At 39.6% G+C, this 23,933-nt stretch carries 23 protein-coding genes and 1 other RNA gene; 8 read left to right on the forward strand and 16 right to left on the reverse strand.

The genetic code is table 11. The annotated features are described in order from the left end of the window. Positions 1-2 precede the first annotated feature (2 nt). The 5 genes from P5G49_RS09460 to P5G49_RS09480 all read right to left on the reverse strand — a co-directional run bounded on the left by P5G49_RS09460 (position 3) and on the right by P5G49_RS09480 (position 5,857). On the reverse strand, positions 3-935 hold the full coding sequence (locus P5G49_RS09460; protein ID WP_301243363.1) for an ABC transporter ATP-binding protein: 933 nt from the start codon (positions 933-935) through the stop codon (positions 3-5). Beyond that, on the reverse strand, positions 935-1,996 hold the full coding sequence (locus P5G49_RS09465) for an ABC transporter ATP-binding protein (RefSeq protein ID WP_301243365.1): 1,062 nt from the start codon (positions 1,994-1,996) through the stop codon (positions 935-937). The genes P5G49_RS09460 and P5G49_RS09465 overlap by 1 nt, the downstream gene beginning before the upstream one ends. 16 nt (positions 1,997-2,012) lie before the next feature. Further along, positions 2,013-3,032 carry an oligopeptide ABC transporter permease gene (gene opp3C / locus P5G49_RS09470; RefSeq protein ID WP_301243367.1) on the reverse strand — a complete coding sequence of 340 codons (1,020 nt, stop codon included), beginning with the start codon at positions 3,030-3,032 and terminating at the stop codon, positions 2,013-2,015. Further along, positions 3,032-3,964, reverse strand: coding sequence for an oligopeptide ABC transporter permease (gene opp3b, locus P5G49_RS09475; RefSeq protein ID WP_301243369.1), 933 nt, complete (start codon positions 3,962-3,964; stop codon positions 3,032-3,034). The genes opp3C (P5G49_RS09470) and opp3b (P5G49_RS09475) overlap by 1 nt, the downstream gene beginning before the upstream one ends. A gap of 177 nt (positions 3,965-4,141) precedes the next feature. Further along, positions 4,142-5,857 carry a peptide ABC transporter substrate-binding protein gene (locus P5G49_RS09480; RefSeq protein ID WP_301243371.1) on the reverse strand — a complete coding sequence of 572 codons (1,716 nt, stop codon included), beginning with the start codon at positions 5,855-5,857 and terminating at the stop codon, positions 4,142-4,144. Positions 5,858-6,112: 255 nt separating this feature from the next. On the opposite strand from P5G49_RS09480, the gene P5G49_RS09485 reads away from it, so the two are divergent. Next, positions 6,113-6,457: a DUF3899 domain-containing protein gene (locus P5G49_RS09485; RefSeq protein WP_301243373.1), complete on the forward strand. Its 345-nt coding sequence runs from the start codon at positions 6,113-6,115 to the stop codon at positions 6,455-6,457. A gap of 46 nt (positions 6,458-6,503) precedes the next feature. Here the strand turns inward: P5G49_RS09485 and P5G49_RS09490 are convergent, their stop codons facing one another. The 6 genes from P5G49_RS09490 to cax form a co-directional block, all read right to left on the reverse strand. Further along, positions 6,504-7,436, reverse strand: coding sequence for an ABC transporter ATP-binding protein (locus tag P5G49_RS09490; RefSeq protein WP_301243375.1), 933 nt, complete (start codon positions 7,434-7,436; stop codon positions 6,504-6,506). Beyond that, on the reverse strand, positions 7,436-8,509 hold the full coding sequence (locus P5G49_RS09495) for an ABC transporter ATP-binding protein (protein WP_301243377.1): 1,074 nt from the start codon (positions 8,507-8,509) through the stop codon (positions 7,436-7,438). The genes P5G49_RS09490 and P5G49_RS09495 overlap by 1 nt, the downstream gene beginning before the upstream one ends. 16 nt (positions 8,510-8,525) lie before the next feature. Next, the gene (gene opp3C, locus P5G49_RS09500; RefSeq protein WP_301243379.1) at positions 8,526-9,545 is read right to left on the reverse strand and encodes an oligopeptide ABC transporter permease; all 1,020 of its coding nucleotides are present in this window, start codon (positions 9,543-9,545) and stop codon (positions 8,526-8,528) included. Continuing rightward, positions 9,545-10,477 (reverse strand): oligopeptide ABC transporter permease, encoded by a 933-nt coding sequence (gene opp3b / locus P5G49_RS09505; RefSeq protein ID WP_301243381.1) that lies wholly within the window; start codon positions 10,475-10,477, stop codon positions 9,545-9,547. The genes opp3C (P5G49_RS09500) and opp3b (P5G49_RS09505) overlap by 1 nt, the downstream gene beginning before the upstream one ends. Before the next feature lie 106 nt (positions 10,478-10,583). Beyond that, on the reverse strand, positions 10,584-12,287 hold the full coding sequence (locus P5G49_RS09510) for a peptide ABC transporter substrate-binding protein (protein WP_301243383.1): 1,704 nt from the start codon (positions 12,285-12,287) through the stop codon (positions 10,584-10,586). 309 nt (positions 12,288-12,596) lie between these two features. Continuing rightward, a complete protein-coding gene (gene cax, locus P5G49_RS09515; protein ID WP_301243385.1) occupies positions 12,597-13,652 on the reverse strand; it encodes a calcium/proton exchanger in 1,056 nt (351 codons plus the stop codon). Positions 13,653-13,778: 126 nt separating this feature from the next. Between cax and ssrS the strand changes: the two genes are divergently transcribed. Then, positions 13,779-13,971: non-coding RNA, 6S RNA (ssrS, locus tag P5G49_RS09520), on the forward strand. 123 nt (positions 13,972-14,094) lie between these two features. Here the strand turns inward: ssrS and P5G49_RS09525 are convergent. Continuing rightward, a complete protein-coding gene (locus P5G49_RS09525) occupies positions 14,095-14,340 on the reverse strand; it encodes a hypothetical protein (protein ID WP_301243387.1) in 246 nt (81 codons plus the stop codon). A gap of 33 nt (positions 14,341-14,373) precedes the next feature. Further along, entirely contained in the window at positions 14,374-14,676 is a 303-nt protein-coding gene (locus tag P5G49_RS09530) for a YunC family protein (RefSeq protein ID WP_301243389.1), read from the reverse strand. A 124-nt stretch (positions 14,677-14,800) separates the two neighbouring features. On the opposite strand from P5G49_RS09530, the gene P5G49_RS09535 reads away from it, so the two are divergent. From P5G49_RS09535 to P5G49_RS09545, 3 genes are all read left to right on the forward strand, one after another. Then, positions 14,801-15,619: a S1C family serine protease gene (locus P5G49_RS09535; protein WP_301243391.1), complete on the forward strand. Its 819-nt coding sequence runs from the start codon at positions 14,801-14,803 to the stop codon at positions 15,617-15,619. A gap of 93 nt (positions 15,620-15,712) precedes the next feature. Beyond that, positions 15,713-16,165 (forward strand): hypothetical protein, encoded by a 453-nt coding sequence (locus tag P5G49_RS09540; protein ID WP_301243393.1) that lies wholly within the window; start codon positions 15,713-15,715, stop codon positions 16,163-16,165. Beyond that, positions 16,153-16,446 carry a DUF2653 family protein gene (locus tag P5G49_RS09545; protein ID WP_301243395.1) on the forward strand — a complete coding sequence of 98 codons (294 nt, stop codon included), beginning with the start codon at positions 16,153-16,155 and terminating at the stop codon, positions 16,444-16,446. Before P5G49_RS09540 ends, P5G49_RS09545 begins: the two co-directional genes overlap by 13 nt. A gap of 37 nt (positions 16,447-16,483) precedes the next feature. Here the strand turns inward: P5G49_RS09545 and P5G49_RS09550 are convergent, their stop codons facing one another. Continuing rightward, complete coding sequence (locus P5G49_RS09550) at positions 16,484-17,296, reverse strand: VanW family protein (protein WP_301243397.1); 813 nt, start codon at positions 17,294-17,296, stop codon at positions 16,484-16,486. A gap of 177 nt (positions 17,297-17,473) precedes the next feature. Here P5G49_RS09550 and P5G49_RS09555 point away from each other — a divergent pair, with 177 nt between their 5' ends. Next, entirely contained in the window at positions 17,474-18,406 is a 933-nt protein-coding gene (locus tag P5G49_RS09555; protein WP_301243399.1) for a hypothetical protein, read from the forward strand. A 239-nt stretch (positions 18,407-18,645) separates the two neighbouring features. Beyond that, entirely contained in the window at positions 18,646-19,620 is a 975-nt protein-coding gene (locus tag P5G49_RS09560) for an LCP family protein (protein WP_301243401.1), read from the forward strand. A 43-nt stretch (positions 19,621-19,663) separates the two neighbouring features. Here P5G49_RS09560 and P5G49_RS09565 read toward each other — a convergent pair whose 3' ends face one another. Beyond that, positions 19,664-20,521, reverse strand: coding sequence for a YitT family protein (locus P5G49_RS09565; protein WP_301243403.1), 858 nt, complete (start codon positions 20,519-20,521; stop codon positions 19,664-19,666). 248 nt (positions 20,522-20,769) lie between these two features. On the opposite strand from P5G49_RS09565, the gene P5G49_RS09570 reads away from it, so the two are divergent. Next, on the forward strand, positions 20,770-21,984 hold the full coding sequence (locus P5G49_RS09570; protein WP_301243405.1) for an MFS transporter: 1,215 nt from the start codon (positions 20,770-20,772) through the stop codon (positions 21,982-21,984). A gap of 39 nt (positions 21,985-22,023) precedes the next feature. Here P5G49_RS09570 and P5G49_RS09575 read toward each other — a convergent pair whose 3' ends face one another. Next, entirely contained in the window at positions 22,024-23,673 is a 1,650-nt protein-coding gene (locus P5G49_RS09575; RefSeq protein ID WP_301243407.1) for an FAD-binding dehydrogenase, read from the reverse strand. Positions 23,674-23,933: the final 260 nt, after the last annotated feature.

A 23,933-nucleotide genomic window follows, 5' to 3' on the forward strand; every position in this document is an offset into this window, starting at 1 on the left:
TTTTACTTTATTTCTTTCTTCATTTGTGCGAACTCTTTATCTGAACATAATACGAAATGATCAGGTGTGACTTCGCGGAATTCCACTTTCTCATCCGGTCCATATTTATGGTCATTCGGATTATATGGTGTCCGTACACGTGAGCGTTCATAGATTGGATCCGGAAGTGGAATTGCGGAAAGTAGTGATTTTGTATATGGGTGCATTGGATTTTTATATAATTCTTCCGCAGTCGCCATTTCAACAAGCTTCCCGAAATACATTACCCCGATCCGGTCCGAAATATATTTAACCATCGATAAATCATGGGCGATGAATAAATATGTAAGACCTTTCTCCTTCTGTAAATCCCTCAAGAGGTTGACGACCTGCGCTTGAATAGAAACGTCCAATGCTGAAATAGGCTCGTCAGCAATGATGAATTCAGGATTTACAGCCAATGCGCGGGCAATACCAATCCGCTGACGTTGACCGCCTGAGAATTCATGTGGATATCGCTCGGCATGTTCCTTATTCAATCCTACTGTTTCAAGCAGTTCGATAACCTTTTGTTTCCGCTCTTTCGCATTTTTAACGAGGCCGTGTATATCAAGACCTTCAGCGATGATGTCAAGAACTTTCATCCTTGGATTCAAAGAAGCGTATGGATCTTGGAAAATCATTTGCATTTTCTGATTGAGTGATTTTACTTCGGCTTTTGACTTATTGCCGTGGACGCTTACCCCGTCATAGAGTACTTCTCCATCAGTCGCATCGTAAAGCCGGATAATCGTACGGCCGGTTGTCGATTTCCCACAACCTGATTCACCAACTAAACCGAATGTTTCACCGCGGTAAATATCAAAACTGATATTATCAATTGCCTTAACTTCCGAAGGTTTTCCGGCATTAAAGTATTGTTTCAAGTTTTTCACTTCAAGCAATTTCTCTGCCATCACACATTACCTCCTTTAGTTTCATAATATCTGCTTCCCGGGAAAGTTTTCATTCGTTCAATGATCGATGCTGGCGGCTCCACTTTTGGGGCATTCGGATGAAGCAACCATGTTGCCGCGTAATGCGTATCACTCACTTGGAACATTGGCGGTGCCTGCTCCAAGTCAATCTTCAATGCATATTCACTTCGAAGCGCAAATGCATCTCCAACGGGTGGATTTAATAGATCTGGAGGTGTACCAGGAATCGCATATAACCTTTCTTCTTCCAGATCCAACGATGGCATGGAGCTCAACAGTCCCCATGTGTAAGGATGTTGAGGATTATAGAAGATTTCATCGACTGTACCGACTTCTACAATACGTCCTCCATACATGACAGCTACGCGATCCGCAACATTTGCGACAACTCCAAGGTCATGCGTAATGAAAATGATTGAAGTATCAACCTTCTTCTGAATATCCTTCATTAACTCTAAGATTTGAGCTTGTATCGTAACATCAAGTGCAGTTGTTGGTTCGTCTGCGATTAATACTTTTGGATTACATGCAAGAGCAATCGCAATGACGATCCGCTGTCTTTGCCCGCCAGAAAACTGGTGTGGGTACATTTTATAACGTACTTCCGCGTTCGGAATGCCGACCATTTTCAATAGTTCAATTGTGACTTCCTTCGCTTTCGCTTTACTCACTTTTTGGTGTTTTAAAATTGGTTCCATTACTTGCTTTCCAATTGGCATCGTCGGGTTTAACGATGTCATCGGATCTTGGAAAATCATTGAAATTTCTTTCCCTCTGATTTTCTGCATGTCTCTTTCAGGAAGCTTTGTTAAATCCTTATTATCGAATAAAATTTGTCCATTTTTAAACTCTGAGCTTGATTCGGGAAGTAATCTCATGATTGACTTTGTTGTTACGGATTTACCGGAACCCGACTCACCAACAATCGCCAATGTCTCTCCTTTTTTCAGGTCAAAGCTTACACCACGGATTGCTTTCACTTCACCGGCGAACGTGTGGAAGGAAAGCTCCAAGTCTTTTACTTGCAATATTTTTTCCATCTCGGCTTTCCTCCTATCAATCTTTCATTTTCGGATCGAGTGCATCCCGCAAACCGTCACCGATCAAGTTGAACGCAATCATCAATATGCTTATGACCAACGCCGGGAATAAAAGTACGTATGGTTGGAATTCCATAACTTTGTATCCATCGTTGATTAATGTACCAAGCGAAGCTGCTGGCGGTTGAAGTCCAATCCCGATAAAGCTTAGGAAAGCCTCAAAGAAAATCGCACTTGGAATTGTGAACATCGTATTAATGATGACGATACCTAATATGTTTGGCAATAGATGTTTTGTGATAATACGATTATGGCTTGCCCCTAAGGTCCTTGATGCAAGAACGAATTCTTGACCTTTGAATTTCAAAATTTGCGCACGTACGATACGGGACATCCCTATCCAACCTGTAATGGATATGGCGATGATGATCGCTGTTATCCCTGGCTCCATAATAAGTATCATAAGTATTACGACAATTAATGTTGGAATACCGATAAGGATTTCGACTACCCGTTGCATGACGTCATCTGTACGTCCTCCGAAATAGCCGGAAATACCTCCGTAGGCAACCCCGATTACAACATCGATCAAAGCCGCAATGAAAGCGATCAATAATGAGATTTGAGTACCTTCCCAAAGACGAGTAAATAGATCTCGTCCTAGTCCGTCAGTACCGAACCAATAATATTCGTCAACTTTCTTCACTTCATAAAGATCAAGTTTTTGTCCACCAAGTTCGCCAACACCATTAAAAATACCCAACTTCTCGATACCAGGAATTTTAGGTGGCAAGTTAGCGTGACGAAGATTTTGAACATCTCCCGAACGACCATTTAAATGCGGTCCTACAAGTGCCATCAAAACTAATAAAACAAGGACAACCATACTGACGATAGCAGCTTTGTTTTTACGCAAACGCAACCAAGCATCTTGCCAAAAACTTAAACTTGGTTTCGTAATACGTTCAGCTGAATCGTTATCGATCACCACTCGTTCAAATTTTTCCGGCGGTAATTGTTGTTTATCAAGTTGCATTAGTTTTTACCTCCAGACAGACGGATTCTTGGATCAATGATTCCGTAAAGAATATCAACGATGAAAATAACGACAATCAGGAATGCAGAGAAGAATAAAGTTGTTCCCATAATTGTCGCGTGATCATTCGACATAATAGAAGAAACGAATTGCTCACCGATACCTGGGATTGCGAAAATTTGCTCCACAACAAGCGATCCTGTAACAAGACCCGCTGCAACCGGTCCCAATACTGTAACTAAAGGAATCAATGCATTACGAAGCGCATGTTTGAATGCAATTTCGAACCCATTTGCACCTTTAGCTTTTGCTAAAGTAATATAGTCCGAGCTTAATACTTCAATCATTTCTGTACGGATAAATCTTGCAGACAATGCAAGTGGTCCCATAGCTAACGCGATGGAAGGTAAGATACTGGATTTCCATCCATCATTCCACAATCCTACAGGGAGTAAGTGCCATTCTGAAGCAACCCAATATTGCAGTAAAGATGCAAATACGAAGGACGGGATCGATATCCCCAATATCGCAAAGAATGTACTTCCGTAATCCCAGAATGTGTTCTGCCGGAGGGCAGCAATTATCCCTAACAAGATACCAATAATTGTACCGAACACCATCGCCTGCGCTCCAAGTATAAATGAAGGTTTAAAACGACTTGCAAGAAGATCGTTTACACTTTTCCCTTTAAAGACGAATGATGTACCTAAATCCCCTTGTGCCAAGTTCTTCATATAGATTGCATATTGAACCGGCTTCGGTTTGTCGATGCCATATTTCTTCTCTACTATTGCTCTTTGTGATTCATTTAGCTTGTTATATGAAGCAATTGGTGAACCTGGTAGCGTTTGCATAAGGAAAAAAGTAGCTGTCGCAATGAGGAACATCGTAAGGAACATATATATTAGACGCTTACCAACATATTTAACCATATCGCACCTCCAAATTAGGGTCTTTCATTTATGTCAAATTGAATTTATTCAATGCTTTTTCGAGTTGAAAATACAATAAATTTTCGAATTATTGCCTACAACTAAAAAGAGAGAGAGTATATGAACAAACTTGAATTCACATACTCTCTTCCATATTAAATTGTCTTATCTAATTTCTTACTCTTTACCAGAAATGTAAGCCCACTTGTAGCTATAGTCAGCTCCGAATGGATGTACTGCAAGACCTTTAAAGTATGGTTTTTGCAATTGTAGCAAACCACGTTGGTAAATTGGCGCGATTGCTGCGTCATCTTCTATAAGAATTTTCTCAGCTTTTGCAAGTGCTTCATAACGAGCAGCAGGATCCAAAGCTAGTTCATCTTTTGAAGATGCGATCAATGCATCATATTCAGGGTTAGAATAAGACATCAAGTTGTTAGTACCGTCAGTGACGAACAGATCCAAGAATGTAATCGGGTCTTGGAAGTCTGGGCCCCATCCAGAAATTTGGATGTCATATTGTTGGTTTGTATCTAGTTCCAAACGAACTGAGAATGGAACTTCTTTCAATTTGATTTTCAAACCTTCAAGGTTACCTTCAAGTTGAGATTTGAAGTACTCATTCATTTTTTTGGAAAGTTCAGTGTCTCCACCAAGGATTTCAAGTTCCAAGTTAGTTACACCAAGCTCGTCCAAACCTTTTTGCCAGAAATCTTTAGCTTCTTCTGCATTATAAACCAAGTGATCTCCAGCGATATCACGGAAGTCTTTTCCGTTCTCGTCAAATGCGAAATCTTTTGGTACAAGGAAGTTTGCAGGAATTGATCCATTTGCAAGGATTACATCAGCTAAATCTTGTTTTTCAAAAGACTTAGCAATTGCTCTACGAATATTTTCATTCGCAAGTGGTGTTTCTTTACCGTCTTTTTCTTGGTTAAACTTCATGTAGAATACAGAAGTTTCAGGTTGTACGATTGCCTCTGCATGTGAACTGTATTGTAATGCCAGATCACCAGAAACACCTGCACGGTCTTTCTTACCGTCATTGTAAAGCTTGATAGCAGTTGCAGAGTCTTTTACAACGTCAACGTTGATTGTTTCAAGTTTAACGTTTTCTGCATCCCAGTAATGTTCGTTTTTCTTGTAAACCCAGCTATCACCAGTTCCGTCCCATTCAGTTAGAACAAATGGACCGTTGTAAAGAAGGTTATCAGAGTTAGTTGCATATGCATCGCCTTTAGCTGTAACAAACTCTTCTTTTTGCGGGTAGAATGTTCCGAAAGACATAAGTGATAGGAAGTATGGCACTGGACGTTCCAATGTAACAACCAATGTCTTGTCGTCTTCAGCAACAATGCCTAATTCCGACTTGTCCATTTCACCTTCACTAATTGCTGTTGCGTTTTTAATAACACCTGACATCATGAATGGACCATAAGGTGATCCAGTATCAGGGTCGATTGCACGTTGCCATGCAAATACGAAGTCATGCGCAGTAACTTCAGATCCATCAGACCATTTTGCGTCGCGAAGTTTGAATTTATAAGTCAATCCATCTTCGCTAACTTCTGCTTCTTCAGCAGCCATAGCAGGTTCAGCAACGTTTTCCAAGTTCAAACGGTACAAACCTTCGTTAACGTTATTCAATACGTTGAATCCTACTGCGTCTTCTACGATAGCAGAGTCTACAGAAGGAATAGCAGCAGATTCGATCAAGTTAAGTACTTGTTCTGCATCAGGCTCCCCTGCTTCTTCTTGTTCTGTTGCTTTGTCGTTCTCTTTGTTAGGTGCGGCGTTTTTATCTTCTGTCTTGTCTTTACCGCCACAAGCAGCAAGAATGACGCTCAAAACTAAAGAAAGTGCGAAAAGCAATAACATTTTGTTTCTCTTCATGTTGTTGACCTCCTTTTGTAATTGTCTGAAGAATTAACACTTTTTATTATACCGTGAAAACGTATTCTGTCAAAGTCTTTTTTACGATTTTTTCAGAAACAATGTTATGTTAAAGTAATTAGAAGTTTTTATATTATCAATATTTTATTCAAGAACGTTGATTTAATAAGGTTTATATCTAATTGCTTTATTATCTTATTTACTATAAAATACAAGAATAAACAGTTATGTAAAAAACAAAAAAGAGGTTAGAATATGAAGAGAATTTCAATTAATGTTATTGTAAGCCAATTATTAATTTTATTATTATTATTTATATTGTATAGAAAGCTGACACTTATTGATTATATTAATGTATCATTCAATATTGGATCAACTTTACTTTTCATAGGCCTTGCTGTACTTGTTTTTCAATCGGGGTTCTTCGATTTTTTTTCGACAAGCATGAAAAAAGTCTTCTATAGAAAAAACGTCCAGGAAGAAATTATGACAATGAGGCCGCCGTCTGAAGTAATTACAGTAAAATCATCCTTTTTCTTCCGTTTAGGCATTCCAATCATTTTGCTCATGTTGGTCGCTTTACTCATCTATTCAATATAAATAAAAACCGCCTGCATCGAATCGATGGCATGGCGGTTTTTCTTTTTTATTTCAACTGCGTCTTCATTTCCTCAAATTCTTTATCCGAACATAACACGAAGTGCTTAGGAGCGACTTCGCGGAACTCCACTTTCTCATCCGGTCCGTATTTATGGTCATCCGGATTATATGGCGTTCGGACACGTGAGCGCTCGTAGATTGGATCTGGAAGTGGAATTGCGGAAAGCAAAGATTTTGTATATGGGTGCATTGGATTTTTATATAATTCCTCCGCAGTTGCCATTTCGACAAGCTTACCAAAATACATTACACCAATTCGGTCAGAAATATATTTAACCATCGATAAATCATGGGCGATGAATAAATATGTAAGACCTTTCTCCTTCTGTAAATCTCTCAAGAGGTTGACGACCTGTGCCTGGATTGATACGTCCAATGCTGAAATCGGCTCGTCAGCAATGATGAATTCAGGGTTTACAGCCAACGCGCGGGCAATACCAATCCGCTGACGTTGACCGCCTGAGAATTCATGTGGATATCGCTCGGCATGTTCCTTATTCAATCCTACTGTTTCAAGCAGTTCGATAACCTTTTGTTTCCGCTCTTTCGCATTTTTAACGAGGCCGTGTATATCAAGACCTTCAGCGATGATGTCGAGAACTTTCATCCTTGGATTCAAAGAAGCGTATGGATCTTGGAAAATCATTTGCATTTTTTGGTTAAGGGACTTTACATCAGCCTTCGACTTATTCCCATGAACACTAACACCATCATATAAAACCTCTCCATCTGTTGCATCATAAAGTCTTATGATCGTACGGCCGGTTGTCGATTTTCCACAACCCGATTCACCGACTAAACCGAACGTCTCTCCACGATAGATGTCAAAGCTGATATCATCAATAGCCTTGACTTCTGAAGGTTTTCCGGCATTAAAGTATTGTTTCAAGTTTTTCACTTCAAGCAATTTCTCTGCCATTACGCTTCACCTCCTAAGTTTCCATCAGTACCTTCATAATACCTACTTCCACGGAATGTCTTCATCCGTTCAATGATAGTTGCTGGTGGTTCCACTTTTGGAGCATTCGGATGTAGCAACCATGTTGCCGCATAATGTGTATCACTCACTTGGAACATTGGAGGTGCCTGCTCCAAGTCAATCTTCAATGCATACTCACTTCGAAGTGCGAATGCATCTCCAACTGGTGGATTTAATAGATCTGGAGGTGTACCAGGAATCGCATATAACCTTTCTTCTTCCAGATCTAACGATGGCATGGAGCTCAACAGTCCCCATGTGTAAGGATGTTGAGGATTATAGAAGATTTCATCGACTGTACCGACTTCTACAATACGGCCACCGTACATGACTGCTACGCGGTCCGCAACGTTTGCGACAACACCAAGATCATGAGTGATGAATATAATCGAAGTATCGACTTTCTTTTGAATATCCTTCATTAATTCAAGGATTTGAGCTTGAATTGTAACGTCAAGTGCAGTTGTCGGTTCATCTGCAATCAGTATTTTCGGATTGCATGCAAGTGCAATTGCAATGACGATCCGCTGTCTTTGTCCGCCAGAAAACTGGTGCGGGTACATTTTATACCGTACTTCCGCGTTCGGAATGCCGACCATTTTTAATAGTTCGATTGCAACTTCCTTTGCTTTCGCTTTACTCACTTTTTGGTGTTTTAAGATTGGTTCCATTACCTGCTTCCCGATTGGCATTGTAGGATTCAGGGAAGTCATCGGATCCTGGAAAATCATAGAGATATCTTTCCCTCTGATTTTTTGCATTCCACTTTCAGGTAGGCTTGTCAAATCCTTCCCGTCAAAAAGGATTTCGCCGTTTTTAAATTCAGAGCTTGTTTCTGGCAATAAACGCATGATCGACTTTGTCGTTACCGATTTACCGGAACCCGATTCACCAACAATTGCCAACGTCTCCCCTTTGTGCAAATCAAAGCTTACTCCTCGGATTGCTTTCACTTCACCGGCAAACGTGTGGAAAGAAAGCTCCAAGTCTATTACTTGTAATATTTTTTCCATCTTCGCTTTCCTCCAATCAATCTTTCATTTTCGGATCAAGCGCATCACGTAAACCGTCACCGATTAAGTTGAACGCAATCATCAATATGCTTATGACCAACGCCGGGAATAAAAGTACGTATGGCTGGAATTCCATAACTTTATAGCCATCATTTATTAATGTACCGAGCGAAGCCGCTGGCGGTTGTAGTCCAATCCCGATAAAGCTTAGGAACGCTTCAAAGAAGATTGCACTTGGTATTGTGAACATCGTATTGATGATGACGATACCTAATATATTTGGCAATAAATGTTTTGTGATAATACGATTATGGCTTGCCCCTAGAGTTCTCGATGCAAGAACGAATTCTTGGCCTTTGAATTTCAAAATTTGCGCTCGCACGATACGGGACATCCCTATCCAACCTGTAATGGATATAGCAATGATGATCGCTGTTATCCCTGGCTCCATAATAAGTATCATAAGTATTACGACAATTAATGTTGGAATACCGATAAGGATTTCGACTACCCGTTGCATGACGTCATCTGTCCGGCCACCGAAATAGCCGGAAATCCCTCCGTACGCAACCCCGATTACAACATCAATCAAAGCCGCAATGAAAGCGATCAATAATGAGATTTGAGTACCTTCCCAAAGACGAGTAAATAGATCTCGTCCTAGTCCGTCAGTACCGAACCAATAATATTCGTCAACTTTCTTCACTTCATAAAGATCAAGTTTTTGTCCACCAAGTTCGCCAACACCATTAAAAATACCCAACTTCTCGATACCAGGAATTTTAGGTGGCAAGTTAGCGTGACGAAGATTTTGAACATCTCCCGAGCGACCATTTAAATGCGGTCCTACAAGTGCCATCAAAACTAATAAAACAAGGACAACCATACTGACGATAGCCGCTTTGTTTTTACGCAAACGCAACCAAGCATCTTGCCAAAAACTCAAACTTGGCTTGGAAATACGTTCAGCCGAATCGGTGTCGATCACCACTCGTTCAAATTTTTCCGGCGGTAATTGTTGTTTATCAAGTTGCATTAGCTTTTACCTCCAGACAGACGGATTCGTGGATCGATGATTCCGTATAAAATATCAACAATGAAAATAACGACAATCAGGAATGCCGAGAAGAATAAAGTAGTTCCCATAATCGTAGCATGATCATTCGTCATAATAGAAGAAACGAATTGTTCACCGATACCAGGTATTGCAAAAATTTGTTCGACAACAAGTGATCCTGTTATTAGGCCAGCTGCAACCGGTCCCAATACTGTCACTAAAGGAATTAAAGCATTACGGAGTGCATGCTTGAAGGCTATTTCGTATCCGTTTGCCCCCTTCGCTTTCGCCAATGTAATATAGTCCGAGTTCAACACTTCGATCATTTCAGTACGGATGAATCTTGCAGACAACGCAAGTGGACCCATTGCTAATGCAATGGAGGGCAAAATACTTGATTTCCACCCATCATTCCATAAACCAACCGGCAGTAGATGCCATTCGGAGGCGATCCAGTATTGAAGTAATGATGCGAAGACAAAGGAAGGGATTGAAATCCCCAAAATCGCAAAGAATGTACTTCCGTAATCCCAAAATGTATTTTGACGAAGCGCTGCAAGCATTCCTAACAAGATCCCTACAACAGTACCGAACACCATTGCTTGTGCCCCAAGAATGAATGAAGGTTTAAAACGATTCACAAGAAGGTCGTTGACACTTTTCCCTTTAAAGACGAATGATGTTCCAAGGTCTCCTTTAGCAAGGTTCTTCATATAAATTGCATACTGTACCGGCTTCGGTTTGTCGATGCCGTATTTTTTCTCCACGATTGCCCTTTGTGATTCATTTAGCTTGTTATATGAAGCAATTGGTGAACCTGGTAGCGTTTGCATAAGGAAAAATGTTGCTGTCGCAATGAGGAACATCGTGAGGAACATATATATTAAACGCTTACCGATGTATTTAACCATTTTGCACCTCCAAATTATGGTAGTTGGTGTTTCACATTAAAAAGAGAGAGTATATGAACCCGCAATCGTCCATATACTCTCCGACATATCAAATTGTATTACTTCATTACTTGTTTTTCCCAGAGATATATGCCCATTTATAACTATAATCCGCTCCAAATGGATGCACACCAAGATCTTTGAAATACGGCTTTTGTAATTGGATAAGTCCTTTTTGATAAATTGGTGCTATAGCAGCATCTTCTTCTAAAAGGAGTTTCTCCGCTTTTGCAAATGCTTCGTAACGAGCAGCAGGATCCAAAGCAAGTTCAGCTTTTGAAGCCGCAATCAACGCATCGTATTCAGGGTTTGAATAAGACATCAAGTTGTTTGTACCATTAGTGACGAATAGATCCAAGAAAGAAATCGGATCCTGGAAGTCAGGTCCCCATCCAGAAACTTCAATATCATAATCTTGTCTTCCTTCAAGTTCCAACCGAACTGCAAACGGCACTTCTTTCAATTTGATTTTCAATCCTTTAAGGTTTCCTTCTAGTTGAGCTTTGAAATATTCATCCATTTTCTTGGAAAGTTCACTATCCCCACCAAGGATTTCAAGTTCCAATTCTGTAACACCAAGCTCATCCAAACCTTTTTGCCAATAGTCTTTCGCTTCATCAGCATCGTACACTAAAAGGTCACCGTTAATATCACGGAAATCGTTTCCATTTTCGTCAAAAGCAAAATCTTTTGGAACGATGAAGTTTGCAGCGGATGATCCATTTGCAAGAACTACATCAGCCAAATCTTCTTTTTGGAAGGATTTAGCAATTGCTTTCCGGATATTGATGTTTGCAAGTGGTGTTTGCTTACCATCTTTTTCTTGATTAAACTTCATAAAGAAAATTGAAGTTTGGGGTTGATGTACAGCTTCTGCATGTCCTGCATATTGAAGTGCCAAATCTCCGGATACACCGGCGCGGTCTTTTTTACCATCGTTGTACAATTTCACTGCTGTTGCAGCGTCCTTAACAACATCAACATTGATTGTTTCAAGTTTAACGGTATCCGCATCCCAATAATGTTCATTTTTCTTGTAAACCCAGCTGTCTCCTGTACCATCCCACTCAGTTAAGATGAACGGACCGTTGTAAAGAAGATTATCGGAATTCGTTGCATACGCATCGCCTTTAGCTTTTACAAATTCTTCTTTTTGCGGATAAAATGTTCCAAATGACATTAGTGATAAGAAATAAGGTACTGGACGTTCGAGTGTAACAACCAGTGTTTTGTCATCTTCAGCAACGACGCCAAGTTCCGACTTGTCCATTTTCCCTTCACTGATTGCAGTTGCATTTTTCAAAACACCTGACATCATGAACGGACCATATGGCGATCCAGTATCAGGATCGATAGCACGTTGCCAAGCGAATACAAAGTCATGAGCCGTTACTGGTGTACCATCAGACCAGTTTGCATCTCGAAGTGTGAATGTGTAAGTAAGACCGTCTTCACTTACTTCTGCTTCTTCCGCTGCCATAGCAGGTTCAGCAACATTATCCAAATTCAATCGGTATAGGCCTTCATTTACGTTATTCAATACGTTGAATCCAACTTGATCTTCAACAATCGCGGAGTCTACGGAAGGAATTGCCGCCCCTTCTATCAAGTTAAGTACTTGTTCCGCATCAGGCTCGCCGTTTCCTTCATTTTGCCCAGTTGCATTATTGCCTCTGTTGGTATTGTTTGTGTCTTTGCCACCACAAGCCGCAAGAACGGCACTGAGGATTAAAGAAAGGGCCAACAGTAATAGCAGTTTGTTTCTCTTCAAGATGATGACCTCCTTTTGTAATTGTCTGAAGAATTAACACCTAATTATTATACAACAAAAGCAAATTAAGTAAAACTGTTTTTAACCTTAGTATTTTCCTAAAATACAATACAAAGATCAATCCACATACTAAATCCACCTTTTAAACATTGCTATAACAATGCTAAGTGAGGTTAATTCATTTTACCTACAAAGATAACAAAAGGTAATAAACAGTAATATTTAAAATAAAAAATACTTCAAAAATGAAAATCAATCCAAAAATATACTATTGCAGTAAAATTAATTTTCTTTGACGAATTAGAAATATCATAAGAAATAAAATCCAATTCCAATAATTAAATATGCCGCTAATAAGGTTAACCCTTCAAACCAATTCGATTCACCATCGTTACATAAATTAATTACGAGGAAAGTAGCCGTCACCATAGCAACCAATTCCGGGATGGTGAACACAAGTGGCATCGTTACTGGCATTAGTAAAGAAACAAGGACAAGTATAGGTGCCACGAACATAGCAACCTGCAATGTAGAGCCAACAGCTATTTCTACTGCAACGTCCATCCTGTTCTTCATTGCCATCGTAATCGCAGAGAAGTGTTCCGCTGCATTTCCTACTATTGCGACGATGATTACCCCAATGAATAACTCTGTCCAACCGAACATTGTACCAAGTGTTTCGAATGTATGCACTAATTTTTCCGATACAAACGCAACCGCAACGGTAGACAAAAGAAGAACTATAATTGACTTTTTCTTTGACCATTCGGGAGCCTCATCTTCCTCTTCCGTCAATTTATCGGACGATGCGAAAACCCCTCTATGTGTCACAAGTTTAAAAAACAGCCCTGAAAGATACAATGCGATTAAGATGATCGACACGCCTACGCTTAATGTGACCGTGTTTTGAAGAGTCATCTTCTGTGAGAAGATTTCCGGGATAACAAACGCTACAATAACTGCAAATATCAACAACCCCGAATTATATCGGGCGTCATGTATGCTGAAATTTTGCGTTTTAAATTTAATCCCTCCTGCAAAAAATGAAAAACCTAAGACAAGCAAAAGGTTTCCAAGTACAGATCCTGTCAGCGATGCAAGAACAATTCCGATTAGACCCGCTTTCAAAGTGAAAATGGAAATGATCAATTCGACTGCATTTCCAAAAGTCGCATTCAGTAAACCACCTACTCTTGGACCACTCACGATTGCAAGACTTTCCGTTGCCCTGCCAATAAATCCTGAGAGTGCAATGATGCTAACACAGCTCAATAAAAAAATTGGAATTGCAGGCCAATTCACGGATGAACCTATTAACACCAATGGGACTCCTATAAATGCAAGTAATAAAAATACACGATTCATAGTTCACACTTCCCTTCGCTAACATTTATCTTTCCCTATAGAGGAAAATGCAAACGGCGGTATTTCCATTTTGAAACTAAAAGTTATTTTCATTGCCCTGTTTCAAAAAGTCATGTAAGATGATTTCACAGGCTGCGTTGTGCGTATTCACATTAAGTTTTAACCTTTAAGCTGTAAAAGGGAGTTTTACATTGAAACAGGAATGGTATGCCCGATTCATCATTAATCGGGACGGACAGGATAGTTTCTGCGAACACCCACTTTGAGGAGTGGTGGTTTAAAACTTTCTATGACCCAATACGGCAAAAGCGGCTTGTCCTTTACATATGACGGAATCACCATCCAGATAGGATGGTGATTTTTTTCATATTTAACAAAGCGGATATATTATCAGAATTTGGACATCATACATTTTGTAGGTGAACATTTCACTTAACAAAAATTAAAGGAGATGTCTCATATGCCAGACAATCGACAAAACAGAAACAATAATAACAACAGGAATAACCAAAACGACCGAAATCAAAATAACAGGAACAACAACACTGAATTCGGTCAAGATTTCTTCGATGTAAACAATCAAGACAACAACAGAAACAACAATGACAGAAATCAGAACAACCGCAATAACAGAAACAACAACAACAACAACAATAATAACCGTTAATAAATAATGTTGAAAAAGCATCGAAGCGGGAACTCCCGATTCGATGCTTTTTCTTTACAACATTTTCAGTAATGCTTCTTCACCAATCATTCCTACGTGTATTCCTAATGTTTCCGCTTCTTTTGTAACTGATTCAAGTGGAGCTTTTAATAATTGCTCAATTGTTTTAACGCCGACAGCCCTTCCCGCGATTATTTTACGATCAACCAAGACGTTATTAAGTAAAGCAACATCGAGAGCGCCACACATGATGTATCCCTTATCGTTTGAAACAGTTAATAATGTTGTCTTAGGTAATCGTACAGTCACCGCTGTAAATTGATGACCGCCGATTATTATAGGTGTCATAGAAACCAAACTACTCTCCCCTTTCCCCTTTATACATATGGAATATTGAAGCAAAATGTGACCGGATCGTGATAGTAACGATTCCTTGTTATAATAATAGAAAGATCCAAACTAACAGGGAAGTGATTGCTAATTGACTAAAAAGGAAGATATTATTGATTACCATGAAACGGATGAGCAGTTTGAACAAATGAGTGAAGAGGAGATAAATGAACTTGTATTAGAAGCTCAACAGGAAGCTTTGCTGAAGTCATCCGAAGATGTTCCATCCCCAAAAAAACGTATACCAAAATGGTTTATTTGGTTGATGGCCATTACGTTAGCGCTTAGTACGTTCGTTGGTCTATTTCAAATGTTTTCGATTCCAGCGATTGATTTCCTATTGACATCTGCAAAGCTTTCACAACAGAAAAATATTGCTGCCTATAAAAAGTCGGTAGTTGTCGTTTCGACTGAGAGCGGCAAAGGGACAGGGTTCTCGATATCAGAGAACGGGACAATAGTAACTAATTATCATGTTATTGAAAACGATAGTTATATTACAGTTGTTTTTCCTGAGGATGGTCGCTACAATGCAACTGTTTTGGAGGCTTACCCAGAGATTGATTTAGCCGTACTTGAAATTAATGGCAATGACCTCCCTTCACTTTCGGTCGCAAAGGATGTTGTAATGGAAGAAAATGATCCAATCACTTTTATTGGGAATCCTCTTAGCTTTAAAGGAATCGCAAATCAAGGGATAATCTTAACCCCAATTTTATTAAAGAATTGGACGGAAGAAGTTAGTATAATTAAAGCGCCAGTTTATCGCGGAAATAGTGGTAGTCCGGTTATTAATGATGACGGTGAAGTGATTGGAGTTGTTTTCGCAACTCTGGATCATCAAGTGCATGGCAAGGTCGGATTATTCATTCCAATCGACTTGTTTCATAAATATCGCCGAAACCAGTAACGATAAGGCAAATTATTATAGTTTATTATTGATTTCAATTATACTATTTTAGGAACATCTTAGTTTTTTACAGCTTACTGGAGGGAAATGGAAATGAAGAAAATCTTATCTGCACTGATTGCCTTGACGATTGTTATGTCACCTATCGGCAGCCTTGTGTTAAATGATCATGCAACGACTGTTGAAGCGAAAAGGTATAAGTCAGGAAAAAAGAACTTTAACACAAATCCACAAAACAACATTAACAATCAACCAAAAGTGGAGAAGAAAAAACAAGAAGATAACACATCATTTACAAAATCCTCACAAAACACAACTCCGAAAGGTGGTTTCTTCTCGGGTGGACTTATGCGAGGATTGTTCATCGGTGGCCTTGCAGGTCTACTTTTCGGTAGCCTATTCGCCAATATGGGAATGTTGGGTTCAATTTTAGGGTTAATGATCAATATGTTAGCAATCGTATTTATCATTAGTCTAATACGGAAGATATTTGTACTGCTTAAAGCGAAGAAAGAAAAAGAGGATGTAAATCCATGGCGGAATTAATGATGTCCGAACAAGATATTGTTAATGCGATCTGTATTGACCAAGCATGGAAACATGAAAATGTCTTACCGGAAAATGTTGAGGTTGAACTGATATACGATGATGATGAAGGCTTCTCCGCCGAAGTAGAATTTTTTGACCGAAAATACGAAATCGGCTCATTCGACATAATTCAATCGATCCGCTTCTATATTAAAGAAGTTTTAAATGAAGATCCTTATGCAGCAAGCATTAAGTTATTATTGGATCGTGAAGAAGGAATCATTGCTTCAATTCAATGATTAGTCAGCACAAAAGTTAGGCGGTATCGCCTAACTTTTAACTATTTGTCACTAACTCCCTTTCATTTACCTCGTACTTCACTTCCGAATTATTTTTTATAAGAAGCTCTTCACATATACAATCTCCGGTTCGTTTATCTATGGTCCGCCGCCATATCTCATTCTTCCTGAATTTTTTTCCTTTTTGCTGATAAAATTGATGATCTCTTTCTTCTAAATGGTAACTATGCATCATTTCTTCATTAACGAAAATTGCGCCTTTAAGATGTCGATCTGTAAGCCATACACGTATTTGAAATGTGTATGGAGTAGTATTTATAAAACGTAAATCTACATAATTATAAAAAACGCTTGCACCGCTCCCAAATGGAAGGACCCTACCCTCATCGGGAAATGGATCAAAGCTATGATGATGCCGCTCGCTTACAGTCATCGGCGTATGTAGCACCATCCAATAGAGAAGGTTCGCCAACTGACAAATACCTCCGCCAATTCCGGTTTTCACTTCCCCTCTTGAAAGTTGCATGCCTTCGATATAGCCCCTTTTCTTAGTAGCTCTTCCGACCAATCCCCAAAATGAAAATACTTCGTCAGGTTGAATAAGCACGCCATCAATTTTACTTGCAGCAATTCCTAAGTTGACGATTTTATTCTCCTGTAGAATTGGATCACTATCCCCTAACCTTCTTCTTAAGAGTGATTGATGTTTTTTGCATGTGAATAAAAAATTAGTGTCTTCTTTCCTCCTTGAAAACTGTTTCCTATCCCTCCAATTTGTAATGAAACGAAAAAACCTCTTTTGCTCAATCCGAGCATGATAAAAAAACGGATGAATTTCTGACAATCTCATTTCATTCTCCCCTTGTAAGCATCGTAGCGCCTCTCTACTATATTCATCTTGCAAATCATCTTATCCTTCCATAGTTAAAAATATATTTTAATTATACGCTCTATTTTTCTTGGTTGAATGATAGGATATAGATAACAACGAATTCGGAAAATTGAACTAAAAAAGAGGAGGAAATAAATGAAAAAGAAAAAAAGTAATGAAAGCTTTCCTTTTATTACTTGGCTATTGGCAACTATCATTCTATTCATTGCGGCAGTTAATACAATTCCAAGCTTTGCTTCTAGCATATCGGATACTCCTGTTTTGGGACATATAGTAAAAGCTGTTGATTTTGGGGGTGAAACATCGTCCTTGGAACTAAATAGTAAGGCTAATTTTATCGCCAGTAGCGCCAAAAGCGACGTCACTTCAGTTACTGGAAATCCGGTTAAGACGTTTTCATTTGAGTATGGATTGGCATCCGGCGGAACGATTACAGATAACGTTAATGTCAAAACGATTTCAGTTGAAAAAGAAAATGGTATGGAGCATATTGGCATCCATTTCACGCAGAGAGGGGAAGAAGAAGAATTTCAACTTTTAGCCCCCGTATATAAAATTAAATATCAAGAAAGTCCATATACGATGACCTTTACGATACACGGCGCAAGAGCTTTCGATGCTAATGAATTTATTAATTTAAAGAATAGTGATTTGGTTGAAGATGCCTATTGGCTTGTCACACATGATGATTCTGCAATTCGATTTACAATTGTTTTTAAAGGGCCAGTAATAATCTTGGGTGAGGAATATGCAAATCCCGCACAACTTGTAGTCAGCGTTTCTGCAGAAGAGGAACCAACAGCAACAAAACTATACACCGTACGGACTACTTCACATTTATTCGGCGGTGATATTCCTTATTACGAGGAATATTTGTTTAATGAAAAAGGGCTTCGCGTACTTCGTGAAAGCGGAATTTTATTTTCCACATGGGAAAGCGAGTTTTATCTGGAAGTAGGATTATACAAGAACAAGGAAGATGCGGAGGAAAAGGCTTCTGAAATCAATGAAAAGTACGGGCATGATATACATGTGTTTGTTGAGGAGCGGGATGTACCCGGAAGATAAATTGTGACATAGAAAATTCAATTAAAGAGTGAATGGGGAAGTCTCTCACATTCACTCTTTTTTCACATCTAATTATTGTAATACTCTTTTTAAGTAAACTATGCAAACTTTTTACGTCCTAATACGTCTATATGTAGTGAAAATAACACTTGCCCATAAGTTTATTTGGTGTTATGATACGCGTGCTAATCAACCACGTTAATAAATATTGATTTTATATAGTTAAGGCGGTGATCTACTTGAATAGGAACGAAATAAGAAAACATAAAAAAAGAAAAAAAGCGGGAATCGGCATAGGTATAGTTTTAGTATTACTTGCATTCGGAGTTTATTATTGGATAGATCAATACAATAAAGGGTTATCCCTTTCTGGAGATGGGACATTAAAAGGACAAAATGAGGATTTTGGAATTTTTGACGGTCCAGAACCACAATTCGGTGAGCTCAATGTATTGCTATTAGGATCTGACGCTCGTAAAAACGAGGACGGACATTCAGACACTTTAATGATAGCCAATTACAATCAAAAAACGAAAAAAGTAAAACTTATTTCCCTGATGCGTGATATTTACGTGGATATACCGGGACATAGAAAGCAAAAGATTAACGCTGCCTATCCTTTTGGAGGTCCCGAACTAGTCCGTCAAACGATAAAAGAAAACTTCGGCTTAGATATACATTATTACGCAATGGTTGATTTCAAAGGCTTTCCAAAGATTGCCGATATAATTGCGCCAGACGGTATAGAAGTTGATATTCCCTACACGATGGAACATGGGATTTATATGACTCTAAAACCCGGCAAGCAAGTACTTCACGGAGATCAACTTTTAGGATATGTACGTTTCAGACATGATTATAAAAATGACTTTGGCCGAGTGGAACGTCAACAGGAAGTACTCTCAAAATTGAAAGACGAAGCTGTTAGCATTCATAGCATTTTGAGCTTACCTAAGCTTTTAGGCGCTGCAGATGCCTATGTTGATACGAATCTTGATAAGATGACGATCCTTTCAATCGGTAAAGGCATTATGGACAATAAATCCGAAAAAATCGAGACTTTGCGACTTCCGGTAGATGGCTCGTACTCTGATAAACGAGTAGACTATGTAGGTGCAGTTCTTGATATCGATATGGAAAAAAACATTGAAGCGTTGAATAACTTCCTTAGCGATACGAAAGATATCGCAGATACGGAGAATGTAACAGAGTAATATTAAAAGAGGCAACCCAATTTCAGCGGGATGCCTCTTTTTGTTATTTTACAGCCTCTCCTTCTCTTCTAAAGAAGCCGAAAATACCTACAGTTTGAACGACATTAGTAAAGGCTTGCGAATCAACATCGTTAATGATTTTTTCTAAATCATATAACTCATATCTGGTAATTACTAAATAAAGCATGCTTTTCTCTTCCCCGGAATACGCGCCTTTCGCCGGTACAATCGTAATTCCACGAACCATTTTCTCATGAATTGCTTGTTGAAGCTTATCCGCTTTATGAGTAATGATCATTGCCGTCACCTTTTCATGTCTCGTATGCAGCATATCAATGACTGACGTAGTGACATACAGTGCAACCATCGTATAGAGCGCATTCTCCGGTTCATATAAAAATCCCGCAAGAACGATGATGATTCCATTCAACAATAAGAAATAGGTTCCTATCGGCTTATCTTGCAAGCGAGATAGTACCATAGCAACAATATCCATTCCGCCAGTGGACGCACCAAGCTTTAAAGATAAACCAACCCCTACTCCCGCTATTACCCCACCAAAAACCGCATTTAGAATAATATCATTGGATAATGAAAGAACAGGCAAGACCTCAAGAAACAGGGTTGTAAAAGCAACAGAGATAATACTATAAATAGTAAAACCCCTACCAACCTTAAACCAGCCTAAAATGAATACAGGAATATTGAATAATAATAGTAAAATCCCTGTACTTAGAGAAACTCCAAATTGATCATTCAAAATACTGGAAACAAGCTGAGCTGCTCCAGAAAACCCACTTGCGTATACATTGGCGTTTATGAGGAAGAAGTTCAATGAAATCGCCATCAATAGAGCCCCGAATATTACCACAATAATTCGTTTCGCTTCAATAAAAAACATAAGTTCCTCCTTTTCCACCCATTAACTTATCGATTATACTTCATTTCTATAAAATAATCTTCCTTTAACTATTCCACGTTTCCCTCTAAAAAAACACTGTAGGAAATTGATGATTAACAATTACCAAACCATTCTCAATGGTTTTGCGACTATAATTTTAAGATATATTTCTAATTGGACTTGTTTTCTGCGAATCTAAGTATATAATTCTGTTTACGAGGGTTTTTACTAGAAATGTGGAGTGACTAATGCGTACATACAATGAAAAAATAAGCATCTATCATGGCATGGCTTCAACTATAGCAGTAAACTTTTCGGGTAACTTTTTCCCGATTTTTGCAATCACTATTTTAGGAGCAACGAATTACCAAGTTGGGTTAATAAGTTCACTCCCCCCGTTAATGGCACTACTAATGACAATCCCGGCGGCAATTCTTTTAAACCGTGCACAAACACAGAAGAAACTTGTTGCTGTTTCGGTTTTGCTCGCGCGAATGATGTTTCTGTTAATAATCGCGCTCGTCTTTATTCCGTCTAAGCCTACACAAGCGTGGATGTTTTTAGTCATTATTGCACTTATGAACTTGCCGAATACTGTTGCAAACGTCGGATGGCAGACATTTATAAGTGGCCTTGTTCCAGAGTCCAACCGAGGAACCTTTTTTAGTGATCGGAACCGTTTATTAACGGTTGTGGGGCTTTTTTCAACACTGTTGATCGGTATTCTGATGAAGGATGCTTCTGAAAATGTAATTGCCTACCAAGTCTTATTCGGAATCGCCTTTTTCTTCGGCTTACTTGAAGTTTTCCTATTGATGAAGCATGATGAGCAACCCGCAAAAATGGATGAAACATCGCTTAGGAAGAAAACTATGGATTGGTCCATTTTTAAATATAAAAATTACGTATCCTTTTTAGTGGCGGCCTTATTCTTTAATTTTGCATGGCAGATGGCGTGGGGTATATTCAATATCTATCATGTTAGGGTTGTCGGTGTCACCATCTTTTGGATTAGTATGTTTTCTGTAGGAAGCATGTTAGCACAAATCATTTCATTTCCACTATGGAAAAAGTGGGCGGAGAAAAAGTCGAACACATTGGTTTTTGTCTGGGCAGCGGTCGGGATGGCAACAACCCCTTTTCTCACCGTATTGTCTACGAATCTATTTTATATCACAATAATCCAGACCTCCTCAGGATTTTTCCTTGCCGGGGTTGTGTTGCTATTATTTAATCTGCTATTGGAACAATCTCCAGCCGAAGTTAGAACGTATTGTATTACTACTTACAATGTGTTGTTGTCTGTTGTTGCGTTCATTGCACCTCAAATTGGAATTTGGTTGTTGAATAGTCATGGTGTCGAATCAGCGATGTACATTAATTCGATATTACGTTTCCTCAGCGCTTGTTTGTTCTTTGTAGTCTATCTAAAGTATGCAAGGAAACCTGGTATAACAATTTGATAGAGAGCATTTCCCACTTCATGGGAGATGCTCTTCTTTTTAATTCCCGCTAAGCTTGCGTCCGACTTGTCTACCTGAAAATAGGCAACCACCTAAAAAGGTCCCTTCCAACGCACGGTACCCATGCACCCCGCCACCACCAAATCCTGCAACTTCACCAGCTGCATATAATCCAGGTACCGCTTTTCCGAATTCATTCATAACGCGCCCATCAAGATCCGTTTGAAGCCCACCTAATGTTTTTCTTGTTAAAATGTTAAGTCGAACTGCAATAAGTGGCCCGTTTTTAGGGTCAAGGATTTTGTGAGGTTTTGCGACCCGTATTAATTTATCCCCAATATAATTCCTTGCACCTCGTAAAGCTGTTATTTGGAGATCTTTCGTGAAGTTGTTTTCCATTTCCCGATCCCTTGCAAGCAATTGACGCTCGATAGCATTGACATCCAATAAATCATTGCCTGCAACGAGATTCATTCCCTCAACTAACTTTTTAAGTGTATTTGCGACAATGAAATCCTCGCCATTATCCATAAATGCTTTAACAGGTTTTGGTGGACCTGGTAATATCCTTGACAGAACTTGCTTGATGCTTTTTCCAGTCAAATCAGGGTTCTGTTCAGACCCCGACAATGCAAATTCTTTTTCAATAATTTTCGCGGTAAGGATGAACCATGAATAATCATATCCCGATGCCTGAATCGCCTGTAACGTTCCAAGTGTATCAAACCCTGGAAAATTCGGGGCAGCAAACCGTTTTCCTTCTGCATCCAACCATATGGATGAGGGACCGGGAAGAATGCGTATGCCGTGGGATGGCCATATCGGGCTCCAATTCTTGATACCTTCCGTATAATGCCACATCCGATCTTCGTTTACGATTCGTCCACCAGCTTTTTCAGATATCGAAAGCATCCTTCCGTCGACATGGGCAGGCACACCTGAAATCATCCTTTGTGGGGGATTTCCAAGTCGTTTCGGCCAATTTTCTCTGACCATATCAAGGTTCGCACCTATCCCGCCGCTGCACACAATAACAGCAGGCGCTTTGTAAGTAAACTCACCGATGACAATCCGTGAACTTGATTCTCCTCTTTTGACATCGCTTGGTTCAAGAATTGACCCCTGAACACCAATGACTGCTCCGTTTTCCGTCAGTAGTTCATCAACTTGATGACGAGGTTGATAATCGACAAGCCCCTTTTCCTTTCCTTCTCGCACAGCCTTTTCGAATGGCTGAACTATCCCTGGTCCCGTTCCCCAAACAATATGAAAGCGGGGGACTGAATTACCGTGACCTTCTGCTAAATATCCCCCACGCTCAGCCCAACCGACTATCGGGAAGAAACGGATACCAAGCGAATGCAACCATTCCCTTTTTTCACCAGCCGCAAATTCGAGGTAAGCTTCAGCCCACTGTTTCGCCCAAACATCCTCATCTTCTTCCCTATCAAACGTAGCACTTCCCATCCAATCCTGCCTTGCAAGTTCGAAGGAGTCCTTAATGCCAAGCCGCCTTTGTTCAGGTGAATTGATAAGAAATAGTCCACCGAAAGACCACCATGCCTGCCCCCCTAAAAACTCTTCGGATTCCTGATCGACTAATAAAACCTTCTTACCGGCTTTGACCAATTCGGTGGTGGCGACAAGGCCAGCCAGACCAGCTCCTACAACGATGACGTCGTATTTCATATGTATTCCCCCTAATACCTGTTAGTTATCTATTCGATAGATAAGGTGCAATATCCTTTATTAGCGGGGCGGCTTTGGACGCGCGAAAAATTATCACGAATTTGCGGGCACACTTTCACGATTTGCGGGGACACCTGTCGGAAATGCGGGCACACTTGCCGGTTTTACGGGGAGACCTCCTGCTTGTGGGCACACTTTCACGATTTGCGGGGACACCTGCCGGGAATGCGGGCACACTAAAACAGTAGGAATGAAGGATT

The sequence above is a fragment of the Sporosarcina highlanderae genome (genome assembly GCF_030433715.1).
GTDB classification, from domain to species: Bacteria; Bacillota; Bacilli; order Bacillales_A; family Planococcaceae; genus Sporosarcina; species Sporosarcina highlanderae.